Origin of the sequence: Hoylesella pleuritidis (assembly GCF_963541955.1) — a bacterium.
GTDB classification, from domain to species: Bacteria; Bacteroidota; Bacteroidia; order Bacteroidales; family Bacteroidaceae; genus Prevotella; species Prevotella pleuritidis.
The window spans coordinates 67,026-85,826 of sequence record NZ_CAUTUT010000010.1; the positions used below are offsets into that span (position 1 = coordinate 67,026).

Below are 18,801 nucleotides of genomic sequence, written 5' to 3' on the forward strand. Positions count from 1 at the left end.
AATGCGTAAATTTATCCTCTTTTTAGGTCTTATCTGTACTTTCAATGCGGTTGCACAAGTTGGGCAACATCGCAATGATTTCTCCATTGGATTTAATGGCGGATATGTGTTGAGCTCGGTATCATTCAGTCCGTCTGTTCCACAAAAAATGCATGGGGGTGTTACAGGTGGTTTATCGCTGCGATATGTATGTGAGAAATATTTCAATACAGTATGCTCCATTTATGCAGAAGTGAATTATGCGTCTCTTGGGTGGAGAGATAAGATCCAGGATGTAAATAATGCTCCTGTAATCAATGAAATTACAGGAGAAGCTGAAGCTTACAGTCGTACGATTAACTATATTCAAGTGCCGATAATGGCCCATTTAGCTTGGGGAAAAGAGTCTCGTGGAGTACAATTCTTTATCAATCTCGGTCCGCAGTTCGGGATTTATCTGAACGAATCTACGAAAATGAATTTCGATTTTGAGAAGCGTAATCGAACAGCTCGTTCGAGTTCGATTGTTGCCCAAGACACGATGACCGTTGAGAAAAAGTTCGATTATGGAATTGCTGCGGGCATCGGATTGGAATACACTGTGCCCCGTATTGGACATTTCTTAGTGGAAGGACGATATTATTATGGGCTTGGAAATATTTATGGGGACAGTAAGCGCGACTATTTCGGCCGTTCTAACTTCGGTAATATTATTTTGAAAATGACTTATCTTTTTGACATAACTAAAACCAAAAAATAATAACTATGTTTGAAAATCAACCTAAGGGCCTGTTTGCATTGGCGTTAGCCAACACAGGCGAGCGTTTCGGGTATTACACAATGATCGCAATCTTCGTCTTATTCTTGAAAGCGAATTTTGGGTTCTCACCTGCTGTTGCCGGTAACATTTATGCCGTATTTCTATCGTTGGTCTATTTTCTTCCGTTTGTCGGCGGTATATTAGCTGATAAATTTGGCTACGGTAAGATGGTTACTGGGGGTATCATTGTGATGTTTGTCGGTTACTTGATGTTAGCTTTACCATTAGGAGCAAATACGGTTGCTATTATTGCAATGGGGGCTGCGCTTCTGATGATCTCAGTGGGAACCGGATTATTTAAAGGCAATCTGCAAGTAATGGTAGGCAACCTTTACGATTCGCCAGAATATGCCGGTAAGCGTGATTCCGCCTTTTCCATTTTCTATATGGCTATTAACATCGGTGCATTATTTGCTCCTAGTACAGCTGTCGGTATAATGAATTATGTCCAGCATCATTTTGGTGTGAGTGTAAATGATTCTTATCATTTTGCATTTGGAATTGCTTGTATCTCGCTGATTGTCTCTATTTTGATTTATTATACTTGTCGTCGTACTTTTAAACACGTCGAAGGTTCTGTGGCTCAAATTGCTAAGGCTGATACGAATGTAGCCGAGCTGAGTCCCAAAGAGACTAAGGAACGTATTACGGCTCTTGTATTGGTCTTTGCCGTAGTCATATTCTTTTGGATGGCATTTCATCAGAATGGGCTCACATTGACGCTCTTTGCAGATGAGTTTGTGGCTAAGAGTGCAACAGGTTTCGATAGTATGTTCTTTGATGTAATCAACCTTGTTTTGACTGTATTTATAGTGTATGGACTTTTCTCGGCATTCCAATCTAAGACTTCGCGTGCTAAGCTGATATCTTCGTTGGTAGTTATCCTGGCTGTTTGCGGATTGATTTACAAATATATGACACTCCCTGAGACAACGGATCTTGCTGCTCCGATTTTCCAACAGTTCAATCCGTTTTTTGTTGTAGCTTTAACACCGGTTTCAATGGCTATTTTCAGTTGGTTGGGTAGGACCGGTAAGGAACCCTCTGCACCACGCAAGATTGCTTACGGAATGATGGTGGCAGCAATGGGATTCGTCATTATGACAATCGGTTCTATCGGATTGCCTTCACCCACGGGACAGGCTGCGGCTACGGCAGTTGGAACAGCGACATTCGTTTCGCCAAACTGGCTTATCTCTACTTACTTAGTACTCACTTTCGGTGAATTATTGCTATCTCCGATGGGTATTAGTTTTGTTAGCAAGGTTGCTCCTCCGAAATATAAAGGAATGATGATGGGAGGGTGGTTTGTTGCTACGGCTATCGGTAATTATCTTACCAGTATTCCAGCGTTGTTATGGGGCGATGCGTCGCTTTATATTGTTTGGGGATTACTTATCGGTCTTTGTTTCCTCGCTGCTATCTTTATGTTCATTATAATGAAGCGTTTAGAAAAAGTTTGCTGATTTGATTTAATCGACACAAAAAGTTGATATACTAATACACCCGAGTGTGAAAAGTAGCACACTCGGGCGTTTTTTATTACTTTCTGATGTAAGGAGAGATGGATATAATACGAGGCAACTAATAAATCTTAATGGGATGAGATTTTCAGCTGTTTTATGGCAATGTTCGTAAAATATTGGCTACTTTTGCGTATTAAGTGATGGCCATTTATAATACTATTCAGATGAATCTGAGGATATTCATCGTGATGACGATGTGTTTTGTTGCGATTTCGGCTTGCACACTTTCCGATAAAGAAAGAGTGGATAAGGTGAATGAGGAGGCGTATGCCTGCCATTATCGTAGTTTGGAGGCGACGGAGAAGAATGCCTTTTTGGCCTTATCATTGGCGACAAATTATGGGGCGGGTAAGGCCGAAGCGTATAACAATTTGGCGTTTGTGAGCATTGTTCGAATGGACTTCCCGAAAGCATACAAACAATTGGACCAAATAGAGTCGGTGACCGACAATCAAGTGGAGCTTCTTATTGCTGATATACAATATATGCGATTGTGTCAACGACAATCTAAGAACAAAGAATTTTATGATTATCGTGAAAGTGCGATACGTCGTATGCGCCGTATCAAGGAAGAAGAAAGTACTTTGACTGAACATCAGCGAACTCGATTGATTTATGCTAGAAGTGAATATCAGATTGTTGTGTCTACGTATTTTTATTATGTAGGACTCAAAGATCTTTCTATTAATGCGATGGAAGTCATTAACCCGAATGGGGAGATGAAAAGGGATACGGCTCAGTTATTGAACTACTGGTATAATATGGGGACAGGTAGTATGTTTCCCAAAGGGACCCAAGAGCAGGTCGACCAGACAGAATATGAATATTTGTTCAAGTGTTATCAGGTAGCCGATCAGAACGATTATCCCTTTTGGAAAGCACAGGCTTTACAGGCCATCAGTGAGCATTTGCAGTTGTCGGAGACACAACAGAGATTAATACGTGATAATCAGGCTAGTATTAATCACATCAATATCGACCATATGCCGGATACGCTGTTGGCCGGAAACTTAGCCCAGAGAGCTGTAAATCTTTTTATGAAATTCGGCGATGTTTACCAAACAGCAGGCGCGTATCGTACACTGGCCGAATGTTATTGGGGTATTAAAGACTATCATTCGGCATTGATTTGTCTGAAAGATGCACTTACCAAAAATCCGAAAATATATCGGGCCCCTGATCTTGTGGCTTCTCTTCGGGAACAACTTTGTTTGGTTTATTCTGCAATCAACCAAAAATCTAACAGTGATTATAACCGAAATCTATATTTGGATTTGCAGGAGCAGACCCGTCAAGACCGCCAATTGGAGGCACGTGCGGGCCAATTGAATCGTTCTTCCGATCAGCTCAATCTGATGATAATGGCTGTATTAGTAATGATTATAGCCGTGTGTGTGTTGTTGGTGGTTTTTGACAGAATGCGGAAGCGCAATGTTCAGAAGAACCCTATTGATGCTCTGCTCGAACCACTGCGCGAATGGAAATATAAGAATGAACTGACGGCTCGGTTGAATAAAGAACGATATGAAGTTATCAACGAAGAAATACGGTTAGGAAAGATACACGTACAAAGCAATAAGAAACGAAACTTGGAACAAAGGGCAAGAGTCTCGCTCGTGACGAGTATCACGCCATTTATCGATCGGATGATCAACGAAGTATATCAACTCTCCGTGAAAGACGAGTCGGAAAGAAGGCGAGCGGAGCGTTACGAATATATTGCTGAACTGACGGATAAGATCAACGATTATAATGATGTGTTGACACAATGGATTCAGATGCGACAGGGAGAGCTCAATCTGCATATCGAGAGTTTTACACTGCAATCTTTATTCGATATTGTGCAGAAAGGACGGATGGGATTTCAGCTGAAAGGTATAGAGCTCGCAGTCGAACCGACGACAGCTGTGGTGAAAGCTGATAAAGTGTTAACGCTTTTTATGATCAATACCATTGCTGACAATGCCCGCAAATTTACTCCCATAGGTGGTACGGTCAGGATCTATGCTAATGAAAGAGAAGATAGTGTAGAAATCTGTATTGAGGATAACGGTCAGGGAATGAGTGACAGACAGCAAGCTAATATCTTCAATCACAAGAGTATCATAGATGAAAAGGGAGCGGCTGACGGTCTCAATGCAAAAGGTACAGACAATCAACCGTCGCATGGGTTCGGACTGATGAACTGTAAAGGAATTATTGACAAATATCACAAGATCAGCAGTATCTTTTCCGTTTGTAAGATATCGGTTGATAGTAAGGTCGGCAAAGGAAGTTGCTTTTCCTTCTGTTTACCGAGAGGAATTATCAGATTTGTGTTGGCGTTGATAATGATTGGATGTTCTATGCCTATGACCTCTTATGCCCGATTCGGTAAAAAGAAAGTCAACGTTGCCGAGAATATGCGCCGCTCGATATCCGATTCCTACGAACTCAAACAGGCTGCACGTTATGCTGACAGTGCTTACTTCTGCAATATCAACGGAACCTATGCCCGGACATTTGTTTTTGCAGACAGCAGTCTATGTTATCTGAATAAGTATTATATCAAGCAGTATCCGAAAGGTAAAGATTTGATGGTGCCCTATTGTTCCAAATCCACTTTGCCCGCAGAGCTGAAATGGTTTCGTGACAGTCTGCATACCCGCTATGATATTATTCTCGACATTCGCAATGAGTGCGCCGTAGCTGCATTGGCTTTGCACAAGTGGGATGTGTATAGATATAATAATAAAGTGTATACACAACTGTTCCGTGAGACGTCGGCTGATAACAATCTTGCCAATTATGTGCGAGTAATGCAACGGTCGGAGAATAGCAAGACCGTGGCCATAATAATCCTTGTGTTGCTTTTGTGTACGATCTTTCCTGCTTATTATTTCCTTTATTACCGGCACCAACTTTATTATCGTTTCTGTGTCGACCGAATTTACAAAATCAATGAGATCCTGCTCAGCGAAGACACACCGCAAGATAAACTGTTAAAGATAGACAAGACGTGGAATGACAAGAATTTATCGGAAACAGTTAAGCAACCTGCTTTAGTGTCTATCGTCAAAGAGATAGAAAAAGCGTTGAAACAGGAGATACAGGTGCAGAAGATACAAGACCAACACATTGAATCGGCCGAAGATGAACTGCACCGTACTGACTTGGAGAACGATAATCTGTACATCTGTAATAACGTGTTGGATAATTGTCTGAGTACTTTAAAGCACGAGACGATGTATTATCCCTCGCGTATCCGTCAGTTGGTAGACAGTCAGGGACAAGATATCCAAACCCTCCGAGAAGTCGTTGAGTATTACAAAGACTTGTATTCCGTTTTAAGTGCGCAGGCCTCGCGCCAGCTTTCATTGGTCAGCCGGCAATGCCAGTCGGTGGAACTTCCTTCGATTTGTGCCTATCCCCTTCTCGGCGATAGAGATATGATAGAATACCTTTTCGATATTTTGAAAAAGCAAAACAAGGGGAAGCCGTTCTCTATTTCCGGTAAGACGAAAGGCGATATCTATGTGGTTATCAGTGTGAATATGACCGAACTCAGACTTACCGATGAGCAATGTAATCGGCTGTTTACGCCGTTGACTGTTAGCATACAATTCTTGCTCTGCCGACAAATTGTGCGCGACATCGGCGAGCAGACCAATGCGCGTGGTTGCGGAATGACGGCTACACGATCTGAGAGCGGGAGCACCGTTATAGATGTCACATTGGCACGAGCACGACAACGTACAAATATATAAAAAACAAGAAAACTCGAAAGAAACTTAAAAGACAAGATATGGATAACTTCAAAGTAATTATCGTAGAAGATGTACCCTTAGAATTGAAGGGGACAGAGGGTATTTTTCGCAACGAAATACCAGAGGCAACTATCATTGGAACCGCCGAAAGCGAGATAACCTATTGGAAACAGATCAAACAACAATTACCCGATCTTGTGCTGTTAGACTTAGGATTGGGAGGTTCTACCACCGTTGGCGTAGAAATCTGCCGTCAAACCAAAGAGACTTATCCCGAGGTAAAAGTCTTGATTTTCACCGGAGAGATTCTCAATGAGAAGTTATGGGTGGATGTTTTAGACGCAGGATGCGACGGAATCATCCTTAAAAGCGGAGAGCTTCTCACGCGTAGTGATGTAGCCAGTGTGATGAGCGGTAAACGGATGGTGTTTAACGAACCGATTCTTAAAAAGATTGTAGAGCGTTTCAAATACAGTGTCTGTAACCGACTGATGCGGCAAGAAGCGCTTATCAATTATGAAATCGACGAATACGATGAACGTTTCTTGCGCCATTTGGCTTTGGGGTACACGAAAGAGCAGATTACGAACCTTCGGAAGATGCCTTTCGGGGTGAAGAGTCTTGAAAAGCGGCAGAATGAGCTGGTACAAAGGCTCTTCCCAGGCGGAAACGGAGGTGTAGGTGTCAATGCTACTCGATTGGCCGTGCGCGCCTTAGAACTTCGCATCCTCGATATAGACAACTTACTCCCCGACGATGATTGATCGCAGATGAACAAAAACAAAATATTCCCGGTATTGGCCCTCATTCTCGGAATTGCGGAGATCGTACTGATTCTGTCATCGTGGCTTGCTACGGCAGCAGAACCCGAGCTCACGATACGTTCACTGTTGAGCAGTGAGGGGGTACGATGGTTCTTTTCACATTTCACGGAAAGTTTGGCTTCGCCCTTTCTGGTATGGCTCTTGCTGTCGAGCATCGCCTACGGTGTCTTGCGGCATAGCGGATTGCTCAAAGCTGTCCGGTCGCCTCACGGACTCGACTATCCTAAACGCTTTGCCTTGCGAATCGTGATATTTGAATTGGTCTTGTTCACCAGTACCATTCTGGCGTTGACAATTGCTCCGCACGCTGTGCTGTTGAGCATTACGGGCGAATTGTTCCCGAGCAGTTTCTCGAATAGCATCGTTCCCCTCATCTGCTTCATCGTGTGCGTGTGTTCTGCCAGTTACGGAGTAATGAGTGGAAGCCTCCGCTCGTTGCAAGCCTTATTTTATAGTCTTACCATTGGCGTAACCTATACGAAGTCTCTGTGGTTTCTTTATATCTTGGCCGTCCAGCTGTACAATTCTGTTATTTTTGTATTCAGGCTTTGAACATCCTCTAAGGGGAGACTGATGAATGATTAGGGATGAACGTTTATTTGTTCATCCCTAATCGTTTACCATTATAGAAACTTCTTGACGTGAGTTCGAGATAAGCATTTTCTTATACGAAACATCATACGTTACCCCAATTCGAGATAAGAAAGTTGTTTTTCTGTCGGCGGAATAAACTTTTCCGTTTTTCGATTCTCAATCTGCGGAAACCGGTCGAAAAATACTTTTTTTCTCTGTTTCCACTTGGAATTGTTCATAAATCTTTGTTTTTCTTCTAATTCCATCGGAAACAGCAAATAAATTTAAATATATTTACACTTTCTAAATGGAAAGAAGAAATTTATTTTTGTTTATTTGCACTTCCCAATGGAAAGAGAGAATATATCTTATTTATTAACGCTTCCTTGTCGTCTTGAGAAGATTTCTTTTTCTTTATTTTCGATGAATTGAGCCGCTTTCTCACAAAAAGCTCTTCTCTTTCCATTTGCAGATAAATGATAGAGTCGCTTTTCGGTTACTTTTTTATCCCGAATTGGCATATGCATTTTACCCCACGAGTGATGTAAAAGTGCTGTCTTACCTGTTTGTTATGTCCTTTCTTCACTCACAGAATACAAGTGTATTTGAAAGGATGAACAAATAAACGTTCATCCCTAATCAGTCATCTCTAATCCCTCATTAATCCAAGCATAGATAGATGAATGATGGTGCCGGGTGACAGGTATACGACCAATGCCCCATACGTATACGACTGTACGGGTACTGGTCGTATACTTGTCAACGATGCTGTGGAACGCAAACTTTTACCAATACAACAACAAATATATGGAGAATTTTAATTAATTTTGCAACCGTAATTCGTTAACGGGATCTGAAAAGGTCCACAATGTAAATCATTTTTTGAGAAAAGTTATGCAAAAACGATTGTTTTCTTTGGCCGTATTATTGATATGTTTGGTTGTGACGGCAATGGGGCAGGTCACGACATCCGGCATCAGCGGCAAGGTCGTGTCGGGCGGCGAACCCGCAGTGGGGGCTACCATTACGGCTACGCATCAGCCTTCGGGCACAGTGTATCGGGCCATCACGAATGTAGATGGGCGTTACACCATTCAAGGTATGCGTGTGGGCGGTCCGTATAGGGTAGAACTCTCTTATATCGGGCATAAGACCAAAACATTCACTGAGGTGATGTTGCGCTTGGGTGAGACGCAGAATCTGTCGTGCAAGATGGAGGAAGACGCGCACGAGTTGCAAGAATTTGTGGTAACGGGCAAACGTGGATTGAACGCGACGAAGACCGGGGCTGCGCAAAGTATTGACGCCGCGGCCATCAACAGGATACCCAGCACGACGCACAGTATTGCCGATGTGGCGCGACTGAATCCGCAAATCAGTACGACCAACAACGGGGCAATGTCGTTCGCAGGTATGAACAACCGTTATAACTCTTTTCAAATCGACGGAGCGATGAACAATGATGTATTCGGACTGACAAGCAATGGGTCAAACGGCGGACAGGCTGGTACGCAACCGATCTCGATGGAGACGATCGATCAGATTCAGATCAATGTGGCTCCGTTCGATGTTAGGCAGAGCGGATTCACAGGTGGTGCCATCAATGCCATTACCAAATCGGGAACCAACCGACTGCACGGTAGCGCTTATTATTATGGCTACAACGAGAATCTCATTGGTAAGCATTATCGGATGGTAGATGGAAAATATAGTTCGGCATACAATGATCAGAGCGAATATCAGATGGGGTTCACGATTGGCGGTCCGATTATCAAAAATAAGCTTTTCTTCTTTGCCAATTATGAGAAAGCGAACCAAGAATATCCCAATAATTTCGGCATCGGGTCGGCGGGCTCGTTAGTAGATGCGGCAGAGGCGAAGAAGATTCTCGATTTTGTGAGACAAAAGGCAAAGGAACAAGGCATCGAATATACGGGGGCGTATTCTAACCCCACGAACTATACGAAATCGGATAAGGCGGGACTGAAATTAGACTGGAATATCAACGATTTCAATAAATTTACGGTACGTTGGAGCCTGGTTTCGGCCAAGAAGTTAAATTCAACGGGTGGGCAGAAATCGATCAATGCCGATACGTACAGTTATCCTTTCTCGTCGAAAACTCACACATTCATTGTCGAGTTACAGAGTAGGTTGTCGCCTACGTTGAGCAACGAGGCCCGCGCCTCTTATGTTAGGGTGCGCGACCAGCGTAAACCAGGACAGCCATTCCCGATGATTTCGGTATCGAATGTGGGACCAAATAACGGCGTTGTAAATCTGGGGAACGAACGCTCGTCGATGGCTAACCGCTTGGATCAGGATATTTATACCGTTGAGGATAATCTTACGTGGTATCACGGCAATCATACGTTTATATTCGGTACGCATAACGAGTTTTACAGATTTACCAATCTGTTTATCCAAGACAAATACGGCTCTTATTTCTTCAATACGCCTAATGATTTGTATAACGGTAAAATCTATCGCTATCGCTATGGCGTGGCTAATGTCGATGTGACAGGCGACCCTAATTGGGCACCGAGATTCGGAGCTGGGCAGTTGGGTTTCTATGCACAAGACAAATGGGATGTGACAGATAACTTCCAACTCACTTACGGTCTGCGGATGGATATTCCGTTGCTTTTCGACAAACCCGTGGCCAATAAGCCGTTCAACGATTATGCGAGGACTAAGGGCTGGGATGTACGCACAGATCAGGGCTTGTCGAGTGCTCCTATGTGGAGCCCGCGTGTGGGATTCCGTTGGGACATCAATAACGATCGCCGGTTTATTCTGCGTGGCGGCGTCGGACTCTTCACGGGTAGGATTCCGTTTGTGTGGTTGAGCAATAACTTCACCGGTACCGGTATCCAGCTCTCTACTTACGATACGCGCAGTACGTCTAAACTTAACCTCATTTATGATCCTAACGGACAAAAAGCCAATGCCGAAAAGCTGAAGGCTTCAGGTAACCAGACTTTAAATGTTTTCGATAAGAAGTTTAGGTTCTCGCAGACATTGCGCCTCAACTTAGGGTTCGATTTCAATGTTCTCGGTATCAACTGGACTGCCGAAGGAATCTTTTCTAAAACACTCAACGACATTTATTACAAGAATCTGGCGTATGAACCCACGGGGCAGACGCTGGGGCAGGTAGATCCTTCGTTGTCGTTCGATAACCGGCCGATGTTTAAACGGGTTACCACAGGTCAGCCTTATAGCTATGTCTATGCACTGTATAATACCAACAAAGGTTACACCATTAATCTCTCGCTGAAAGCCGAGAAGCATTTCGATTTCGGACTCGATCTGAGTGCGAGTTATACTTGGACCAAGTCGATGACGATAAATAACGGTTCGTCGTCTGTGGCGCAGAGCAATTGGAACTACAATTACACCTACCGCAATTCCAATGACCCCGAGTTAGGCAACAGTGCATTTAATATCCCTCATATTCTCAAAGCCGCAGCTTTCTATAACATCAGCTATGGTCCGCGCAAGATGTTTACTACGACCATAGGACTCATTTATCAGGCACAGAGCGGCTCACCTTATTCTCTTTATTATTATGGCGATCTCAACGGCGATAGTTCCAATGGAAACGACTTGATGTATATCCCGACCGACGAGCAGATTAATAAAATGAAGTTCTCGCCCGGTAAGAAACGTACCGCCGAGCAGTGTCGCGAAAATTTCAGGCAATGGATTGCTAACGATCCTTATATGAGTAAGCATCGCGGCGAATATTATAAGCGTTATGCCGACAATCTGCCGTTTGAGAATCATTTCGATCTCCACGTAGCCGAGAAGATTAAGATTGGAGCGGGCAAGAACGTGCACGCTTTGGAAATCTCGATGGATATTATGAACATCGGTAACTTGCTGAACAAACGCTGGGGACACACCTTCGGTAATAATTTTGGCAATTACTATTCGCCAGTTGGTTATAACAACGGCGAGTTCCAGTTCGACCACGACGCCGACTATTCTACGTTTACCTACAACGACTTCTATTCGCGTTGGCGCGGACAAATCGGTGTGAAATATACATTCTAAGCCCAATGATCATCGATTTCAATCAAATAGAGGAAGTTCGCATCGACGGCTTTAAAGGCGGTCGGGGCGAACTTCTCACCCGTAATTTTGTCGATGCTTGCAACAAGATTATGTATAGCATACTGAAACCCGGCGCTTCGTCGGGCTTTCATACACACGTGTGTAACTCAGAGATTATCTACATTGTCAGCGGTATTGCAACATTCCATTATGATGATCACGTAGAGACAGCCACAGCGGGGCAAGTGCATTACTGTCCGATGGGGCACAGCCATTATATGGAGAACGATACGACTGAAAACCTTGTCTATTTTGCTGTCGTACCCGAACATCATTAGAAAAAGTAAGAGAAGTTTTAGCACCAATAACAAGCCCGGACTTATATAAGTTCGGGCTTGTTATATCTGTCTCTGTCGCGTCGGAAAATAAAAACTGCTATTGACTTGGATTTGTCAATGGCGGTGTCTATGTTATTTGTCAAATAAATGCAACTGTTAGGCCTGCCATTACGATGCTGACCATCGACATTAGTTTGATGAGAATATTCAGACTTGGACCGCTCGTGTCTTTAAATGGATCACCGACCGTGTCGCCGACGATAGTTGCCTTGTGACACTCGCTTCCTTTTCCTCCGAAATTACCTTCTTCCACCATCTTCTTGGCGTTGTCCCAGGCTCCTCCTGCATTGGCCATAAAAATGGCTAAGGTAAAGCCTGCGGCAAGTCCGCCGACAAGGAGTCCTAAGACTCCGGCAACACCTAAAACAATGCCTATCACAATAGGAATGAGAATGGCTAAGAACGACGGGAAGATCATTTCGCGTTGGGCACTGCGTGTGGAAATTTCTACACAGCGGCTGTAATCAGGTGTGGCTTTTCTTTCGAGGATCCCTGTGATTTCGCGGAACTGGCGCCGCACTTCTTCAACCATAGACCCCGCCGCACGTCCCACGGCTCCCATCGTCAGTCCACAAAACAGGAATGCAGCCATTGCGCCGATAAAAACTCCGATAAGTACCTTGGGATTGATCAGATTGACTTGGAAAAACTCCATAAACTCAGGCATAGAAGCTGTTTCGGGCTGGAATATCTGTCCCATAGCATTGACGAATTGATGACCTGAAGCTGTGGCACGGATCATTGCGATTTTGATTTCTTCAACATATGAAGCCAATAAAGCCAATGCCGTCAATGCTGCCGACCCAATTGCAAATCCTTTTCCTGTTGCTGCGGTAGTATTGCCAAGTGCATCAAGAGCGTCGGTTCTTTTTCTGACGTCTTCTCCTAATTCACTCATCTCGGCATTTCCTCCTGCATTGTCGGCAATCGGTCCGTAGGCATCTGTTGCCAAGGTGATACCTAATGTTGAAAGCATACCGACAGCTGCTATACCGATACCGTAAAGTCCCATACTGATGGAATGGGCGTTCATCGATAAGTCGAATCGGTTGGCGCAAAGGTAGCTGAGCATAATGGCTACAGAAATTGTAAGAACCGGAACGCACGTGCTGATCATACTTGTTCCTATACCTTTAATAATTACTGTTGCAGAACCTGTCTGCGATGCTTCGGCAATCTTCTGCGTCGGTTTATAACTCTGTGATGTGTAATATTCGGTTGCCTGACCGATGATGACACCGGCAATCAGACCGCTGATCACAGAGAAAGATACGCCAAGCCAGTTCTCAATATCAAGGAGATATAATATAATAAAGGTTGCGATAGCGATGAAGCAAGCACTTATGTTGGTGCCGACTCCTAAGGAGTGAAGCAGTTCTTTCATTGTTGCACCTTCTTTCGTGCGAACCAAGAAGATTCCGATCAGCGAAAGAAAGATTCCGACAGCCGCAATAATCATCGGAGCAATGACGGCACGCAATTGCATATCACTGTTGAGTGTGAAAGCCGTGGCGCCCAATGCAGCCGTCGAGAGAATACTTCCGCAATAACTTTCATATAAGTCTGCCCCCATTCCGGCAACATCACCTACATTGTCACCCACATTGTCAGCGATGGTGGCAGGATTTCGAGGATCGTCTTCGGGAATATTGGCTTCTACTTTACCTACAAGGTCGGCACCGACATCTGCAGCTTTCGTATATATTCCGCCACCGACTCGGGCAAACAGAGCTTGTGTGGAAGCACCCATACCGAAAGTAAGCATCGTTGTCGTTATCGTGATCAAGGCTGCATTTTCTCCGTGATATACTAAATTGAGTGCAATAAACCAGCCGGCGATGTCCAATAAACCTAATCCCACGACGACCAGTCCCATAACAGCGCCGCTTCGGAAAGCAATTGTCAGCCCCTTATCCAAACTTTCACGTGCGGCATTTGCTGTCCGTCCGGATGCATAGGTCGCGGTTTTCATTCCAAAGAATCCTGCCAGTCCGCTAAAAAAACCACCGGTCAGGAAAGCGAATGGTACCCACGGATTCTGTACTTTCAGTACATAGGCCATAAATGCAAATATCAACGCCAATACGATAAAGACAATCAGCACGACTCGATATTGCTGTTTCAGGTAAGCCATCGCGCCCTTGCGCACATACTCGGCAATCTCTCGCATACGGGGAGTACCCTCATCCGCTTTCATCATTTTACTGAAAAAATAGTATGCCACACATAAGGCAACTATTGAGGCTACGGGAACGAGCCAAAAAACAAAAGGAATACCGTTCATAGTTATAGTTTTTTAGTTTCTAAGTTTTTAGTCTTTAAGTTTTGGATTTCTAAGTTTTTGCTAATAGTCAGCATCCAGTTCCTTACAATTTTACTACCTACTCCTTTACTATTTAACTTAACGTAAGTTCGATGAATTTATCAATGTATGGGCCATTGTGTTTCAAAAACATCAGCGTCGACGGTATCGGAGTAGCAATATTTGCCGCTGTTTCGTTGCGTTGTTTATCGTAACCCGGTTACTACGTTTGTCGTAACTCCGTTGCTGTGATTGCCGTAACTCTGTTGCGGCTTTGACAGTTGTTTAGAAGAGAGTTTGCATCGAACTCACGTTAAAATCTGAAGCTCACTTGTATATCTAAGAGGCTATAATTGCTTTTGTTACGACTCCGGTCGTTGACAAAAGCATACTCGCCGCTGATTTCAACATTCTTACCGAACTCGTAATCCATTCCAATTTCATAAAAAGTTTTAGCTTTCGACCAGTCGCCCGTGGGACGATACCAATCATAGCGTGCCTTGACGTGCCATTGTTTCTTGCTAATCGGTATGATGACCAAGGCATAATAGCCATCAGCCTTGTCGCCGTTGGTCGAGAGCGAACAGTCTTTGGCCTCTGCACCGTCAGTTTTTGTCAGTGCTGTTTTGAAAGCACTGCCCGTGCTATGAATATATTCTGTGCGGAAAGCATAGTCTGATTCTGTCTTATATTCGGCACTGATTGCATATCTATGCTGACTCAGACTGCGTATGCCACTCTTTGGTGTACTCGTTTGCTTATCTGTCCAAGTTCCTTTGCGAGCATAAGAACCCTCTAAGCCGAAGACGCCGAGCCGCATTCCTTTGACGGGCATTGCCCAGATTCCGCCGACAATGGTCTTGCGTTGATCCACATCTTTCACGTTGATACCTTGTCCATTGAACACGCCTACCTGATAATGCAGTAGATTCCGTCCACTACTGTTCTTCAAGAAATCACCTTGTAATTGCACACCGATATCGCGTCCGTTAGATGGGTGTTCACCCGACCGATCAGAGAACCCCGCTAACTTTGATACATTCTGGCTGTAACTCATAAATCCTTGATCCAGTGGATGCATTGGATTCTCGAATGTGAACGGCAACTTAAACTGACCGACTTTCACCCGAAAAGTTCCGTATCTTTGCCATTCTGCAAACAGGTCTACCAGTCTTGGTGAACTCCCCAAAGTGGATGTATTGCCATTGAACTGGATTTGTGCTTTCCAATAAAAGTCATTCAATATTCGCCCGTCGAGTGCTACGCGCGCCAGTCGTAGGTTGAACGAGTTAGTTTTGGCGCCATCGGCACCTATGTATTGATATTGTACGATGCCATAGCCCGACAGTTTCACGTTGTTCACCCACGCCGTTGTTGGCTGTGCGCTTATCGGGAGAGTCATCAAGGTCAATAGTGCCAAGACTGTTTTCTTTTTCATACGGTATTTTGTCTATGTGTTAGTTAGTATTTCGTCTGCAAACATACACAAAAATATTGAAAGAGAATCGAATCCGATCACTTTTTTCTCTTTACTCCCTTTACCGATGCTCTAAAAGTACTACATTCTCCACGTGAGGAGTATGGGGGAACATATCAACGGGTTGAACTTCCGTTATATGATAGGCGACATCGAGAAGGGCAAGATCGCGTGCTTGTGTTGCGGGGTTACAACTCACATAGACGATGCGGTCGGGGGCAGCCGTGAGGATAGTTTCGACAACGTCTGGGTGCATTCCGGCACGTGGCGGATCGGTGATAATCACGTCAGGCCGACCGTTGGTTGCGATAAAATTGGCGGTGAGAATATCTTTCATATCACCTGCATAAAAGCGCGTATTGGGAATATTGTTGATTTCACTGTTCACTTTGGCGTCAAGAATTGCTTCAGGAACATATTCTATTCCGATTACTTGGTGAGCGCCACGAGCGATGAAATTAGCGATGGTTCCAGTGCCGGTGTAGAGATCATAGACTGTTTCGCGTCCTGTGAGATGGGCAAACTCGCGGACTACGGCGTAAAGATGAAAGGCTTGTTCGGTATTGGTTTGATAGAAACTCTTAGGGCCCACTTTGAACCGGAGACCTTCCATCGTTTCAAAGATATGGTCGTTACCTTGAAAAACGTGTATAGGTAGGTCGTTGAATGTATCGTTGCATTTCTGATTGTCTACGTAGAGGAGCGATGATATTTGTGGAAAAGTATTGGCTAGCGACTGTAAGAGTTTTTTTGAACGTACCTCGTCGTCGGGGTATTCATAATGAAATTGAACAAGAACCATCCACTCGCCCGTATTGCTGTTGCGTATCACGATGTCGCGGAGCAGGCCTTTCTGCTCGCGCAGGTTGAAAAATGATATTTCGTTTGTCAGTGCAAAGTCACGGATGTGATTGCGAATTTGATTATGCAAGTCATCCATTAGCCAACATTTCTCGATGGGCAGAATTTTATCGAATGCACCTGTAATATGAAATCCGATGGCGTTCATATTATCAAAAGCCGTACCCGAAGCCACTTGGGCACGTGTGAGCCAACGCTTATTAGAGCAGCCGAATTCTAACTTGTTGCGATATTCTTTCACTTTTACCGAACCCATTATCGGCCGAAACTCGGGGAGTTCTACCTTTCCAATGCGTGTCAGTTGGTCGTAAACTTGCTTTTGCTTGGCCTTTAATTGTTCGTTGTAGGGCAGGTGTTGCCATTTGCATCCGCCACAGATGCCGAAATGCCCGCACATCGGTGTCTGACGGATGTTGCTCTGCTTGATGAAACGCACTATTTCGGCCTCGCAGTAGTGGTGCTTCTTGCGTCGCACTTGTAAGTCGACAACGTCTCCGGGAGCAGCAAACGGTACAAAGACTACCATCTCATCAACGCGAGCGAGCGCCTTGCCTTCGGCGGCGACATCCGTAATCGTAATATTTTCGAGGAGGGGTAGGGGCTTCTTCTTTCTTGTCATAATGCTTAAATTTGCGTGCAAAGGTAATCATTTCCGAAAAAATATCCATACCTTTGCACTCCTGAAAACAGATGAATGGAATGAAGATTAAGTATTTATTGGTTTTATGTTTTATACTTGTCGGTCTCTCTGCCAGTGCACAGTTGCGGATGCCGAAGATAGCCTTACCCGACTTTGTCAAACGTTATGCCGACTCACTCGCAGTGGCAGGACATCGTTTAGACAGTCAGTCATTTAAAGGGTATCCTTCAAATCGGGCTGCTTTGTTGTTTATGCCGGCAACGTTTTATCATTCTCCCGCAGCCCGATTCCTGCGTTTTACCGCTGCTGACGAGCTACAGAGTACTTATGATGAGACGATAGACAGGACCTTGATGAATATCTATCTCAATCGGCCCGACCTCATTACAATTGATGAAACGACACTCGCTCAGATAGGTCCGGCTATTATGCCCAAATCAACAACACTTAAGCCCGCGACGGATATTATCGATAAGGTGGCTCCAACACCTGCCGAGCCGATTATCTCACCGGCGGACATTGTAGTGAAGAAGCCCGATTTTTGGACTTTCAACGGTGATTATTATCTGCAATTCCTACAAAACTACGTCTCTAACAATTGGTATAAAGGCGGCGAAAGCAATTATTCGATGGTAGGTAGCGTGACCTTTCAGGCCAACTATAACAATAAGCAGAAAGTGAAATGGGATAATAAATTAGAATTAAAGTTAGGTTATCAGACTACGCGTGGTGACACTATTCATCGTTACAAGTCATCAGAAGATCTTATCAGGTATACTGGCAAACTTGGGCTTCAGGCCAGTAAGAAATGGTATTACACTTTGCAGTTGATTGCGAGCACACAGTTCACACATGGATTCAAGAATAACGACTCGCGGATTTACTCGGATTTTATGTCGCCTTTTAATCTGAATATGTCGCTCGGTATGGATTATAATGTAGATTGGTTTAAAAACAGACTGAAAGGCACGGTGCATATTGCCCCTTTGGCTGGCAACTTCCGCTATGTTCGGATTCTTGATTTATCTCCGCGTTATGGTCTCGATAGCGGTAAGCATACACTGGTAGATTACGGTTCCGAATTCACCGTAGATCTGAATTGGAAACTTTCTGAGATGATCAAATGGCGAATGCGACTCTACGGATATACTACCTATCGGCGAGCTGAGTTAGAGTGGGAAAACACCATTGCGTTTCAGTTCAATAAATACATCAGTACCAATCTTTTCATTTATCCCCGTTTTGACGACGGAACGGAGCGAGACGGACATCACGGCTATTGGCAACTCAAAGAATACGCATCGATAGGTTTTGCATATTCGTTTTAGTTTCAGCAGACTTCAGACTGAGATTCTACATCTTTTGTTGATTTGATAGATAAAAGAATGACGAATTGCTTGAATAATATAAGTAATTCGTCATTTTGCATTTATCATTTGTCATTCGTTTTCATCTTAAAATAACGCGAGTTCAGGATAAACATTTTCTTAGACGGAATATCGTCTGTCTTACCCCACGAGTGATATTCAAATGTACCTCACGAGTGGGGTACAGAGATACCCCACTCGTGAGGTAAGAAGTTACTTTCTGAGCCTG

General features: G+C 44.1%; 12 protein-coding genes. 8 read left to right on the forward strand and 4 right to left on the reverse strand.

Annotated elements, in window-relative coordinates:
* The first annotated feature begins 1 nt into the window (after nucleotide 1).
* From RWY97_RS05750 to RWY97_RS05770, 5 genes are all read left to right on the forward strand, one after another.
* The gene (locus RWY97_RS05750; protein ID WP_315566056.1) at nucleotides 2-739 is read left to right on the forward strand and encodes a porin family protein; all 738 of its coding nucleotides are present in this window, start codon (nucleotides 2-4) and stop codon (nucleotides 737-739) included.
* Between the two features lie 5 nt (nucleotides 740-744).
* Complete coding sequence (locus RWY97_RS05755; protein ID WP_315566057.1) at nucleotides 745-2,265, forward strand: peptide MFS transporter; 1,521 nt, start codon at nucleotides 745-747, stop codon at nucleotides 2,263-2,265.
* A gap of 224 nt (nucleotides 2,266-2,489) precedes the next feature.
* A complete protein-coding gene (locus RWY97_RS05760; RefSeq protein ID WP_315566059.1) occupies nucleotides 2,490-6,071 on the forward strand; it encodes a sensor histidine kinase in 3,582 nt (1,193 codons plus the stop codon).
* Nucleotides 6,072-6,109: 38 nt separating this feature from the next.
* On the forward strand, nucleotides 6,110-6,835 hold the full coding sequence (locus RWY97_RS05765; RefSeq protein ID WP_021582982.1) for a DUF5932 domain-containing protein: 726 nt from the start codon (nucleotides 6,110-6,112) through the stop codon (nucleotides 6,833-6,835).
* A 6-nt stretch (nucleotides 6,836-6,841) separates the two neighbouring features.
* The gene (locus tag RWY97_RS05770) at nucleotides 6,842-7,447 is read left to right on the forward strand and encodes an AbgT family transporter (protein ID WP_021582996.1); all 606 of its coding nucleotides are present in this window, start codon (nucleotides 6,842-6,844) and stop codon (nucleotides 7,445-7,447) included.
* Between the two features lie 131 nt (nucleotides 7,448-7,578).
* On the opposite strand, the gene RWY97_RS05775 is transcribed toward RWY97_RS05770, so the two are convergent.
* Complete coding sequence (locus tag RWY97_RS05775) at nucleotides 7,579-7,707, reverse strand: hypothetical protein (RefSeq protein WP_315566063.1); 129 nt, start codon at nucleotides 7,705-7,707, stop codon at nucleotides 7,579-7,581.
* Between the two features lie 655 nt (nucleotides 7,708-8,362).
* On the opposite strand from RWY97_RS05775, the gene RWY97_RS05780 reads away from it, so the two are divergent.
* Together RWY97_RS05780 and RWY97_RS05785 are read left to right on the forward strand one after the other, a co-directional pair.
* Nucleotides 8,363-11,527, forward strand: coding sequence for a TonB-dependent receptor (locus RWY97_RS05780; protein ID WP_315566065.1), 3,165 nt, complete (start codon nucleotides 8,363-8,365; stop codon nucleotides 11,525-11,527).
* A 5-nt stretch (nucleotides 11,528-11,532) separates the two neighbouring features.
* Nucleotides 11,533-11,865, forward strand: a complete 333-nt coding sequence (locus RWY97_RS05785) for a cupin domain-containing protein (RefSeq protein ID WP_021583098.1) — start codon at nucleotides 11,533-11,535, stop codon at nucleotides 11,863-11,865.
* Between the two features lie 139 nt (nucleotides 11,866-12,004).
* Here the strand turns inward: RWY97_RS05785 and RWY97_RS05790 are convergent, their stop codons facing one another.
* From RWY97_RS05790 to rlmD, 3 genes are all read right to left on the reverse strand, one after another.
* Nucleotides 12,005-14,209, reverse strand: coding sequence for a sodium-translocating pyrophosphatase (locus tag RWY97_RS05790; RefSeq protein WP_315566066.1), 2,205 nt, complete (start codon nucleotides 14,207-14,209; stop codon nucleotides 12,005-12,007).
* A gap of 331 nt (nucleotides 14,210-14,540) precedes the next feature.
* Nucleotides 14,541-15,665, reverse strand: a complete 1,125-nt coding sequence (locus RWY97_RS05795; RefSeq protein ID WP_315566067.1) for a porin — start codon at nucleotides 15,663-15,665, stop codon at nucleotides 14,541-14,543.
* 100 nt (nucleotides 15,666-15,765) lie between these two features.
* Nucleotides 15,766-17,184 (reverse strand): 23S rRNA (uracil(1939)-C(5))-methyltransferase RlmD, encoded by a 1,419-nt coding sequence (gene rlmD, locus RWY97_RS05800; protein WP_315566068.1) that lies wholly within the window; start codon nucleotides 17,182-17,184, stop codon nucleotides 15,766-15,768.
* 71 nt (nucleotides 17,185-17,255) lie between these two features.
* On the opposite strand from rlmD, the gene RWY97_RS05805 reads away from it, so the two are divergent.
* Nucleotides 17,256-18,533 carry a DUF3078 domain-containing protein gene (locus RWY97_RS05805; protein ID WP_462675851.1) on the forward strand — a complete coding sequence of 426 codons (1,278 nt, stop codon included), beginning with the start codon at nucleotides 17,256-17,258 and terminating at the stop codon, nucleotides 18,531-18,533.
* The last annotated feature ends 268 nt before the right edge of the window (nucleotides 18,534-18,801 follow it).

Coding starts and splice junctions, on each gene's coding strand:
- RWY97_RS05805 (WP_462675851.1), top strand. CDS start 17,256: ATGAATGGAATGAAGATTAAGTATTTATTGGTTTTATGTTTTATACTT.
- RWY97_RS05765 (WP_021582982.1), top strand. CDS start 6,110: ATGGATAACTTCAAAGTAATTATCGTAGAAGATGTACCCTTAGAATTG.
- RWY97_RS05795 (WP_315566067.1), bottom strand. CDS start 15,665: ATGAAAAAGAAAACAGTCTTGGCACTATTGACCTTGATGACTCTCCCG.
- RWY97_RS05750 (WP_315566056.1), top strand. CDS start 2: ATGCGTAAATTTATCCTCTTTTTAGGTCTTATCTGTACTTTCAATGCG.
- RWY97_RS05790 (WP_315566066.1), bottom strand. CDS start 14,209: ATGAACGGTATTCCTTTTGTTTTTTGGCTCGTTCCCGTAGCCTCAATA.
- RWY97_RS05755 (WP_315566057.1), top strand. CDS start 745: ATGTTTGAAAATCAACCTAAGGGCCTGTTTGCATTGGCGTTAGCCAAC.
- RWY97_RS05780 (WP_315566065.1), top strand. CDS start 8,363: ATGCAAAAACGATTGTTTTCTTTGGCCGTATTATTGATATGTTTGGTT.
- rlmD (WP_315566068.1), bottom strand. CDS start 17,184: ATGACAAGAAAGAAGAAGCCCCTACCCCTCCTCGAAAATATTACGATT.
- RWY97_RS05785 (WP_021583098.1), top strand. CDS start 11,533: ATGATCATCGATTTCAATCAAATAGAGGAAGTTCGCATCGACGGCTTT.
- RWY97_RS05775 (WP_315566063.1), bottom strand. CDS start 7,707: ATGAACAATTCCAAGTGGAAACAGAGAAAAAAAGTATTTTTCGACCGG.
- RWY97_RS05770 (WP_021582996.1), top strand. CDS start 6,842: ATGAACAAAAACAAAATATTCCCGGTATTGGCCCTCATTCTCGGAATT.
- RWY97_RS05760 (WP_315566059.1), top strand. CDS start 2,490: ATGAATCTGAGGATATTCATCGTGATGACGATGTGTTTTGTTGCGATT.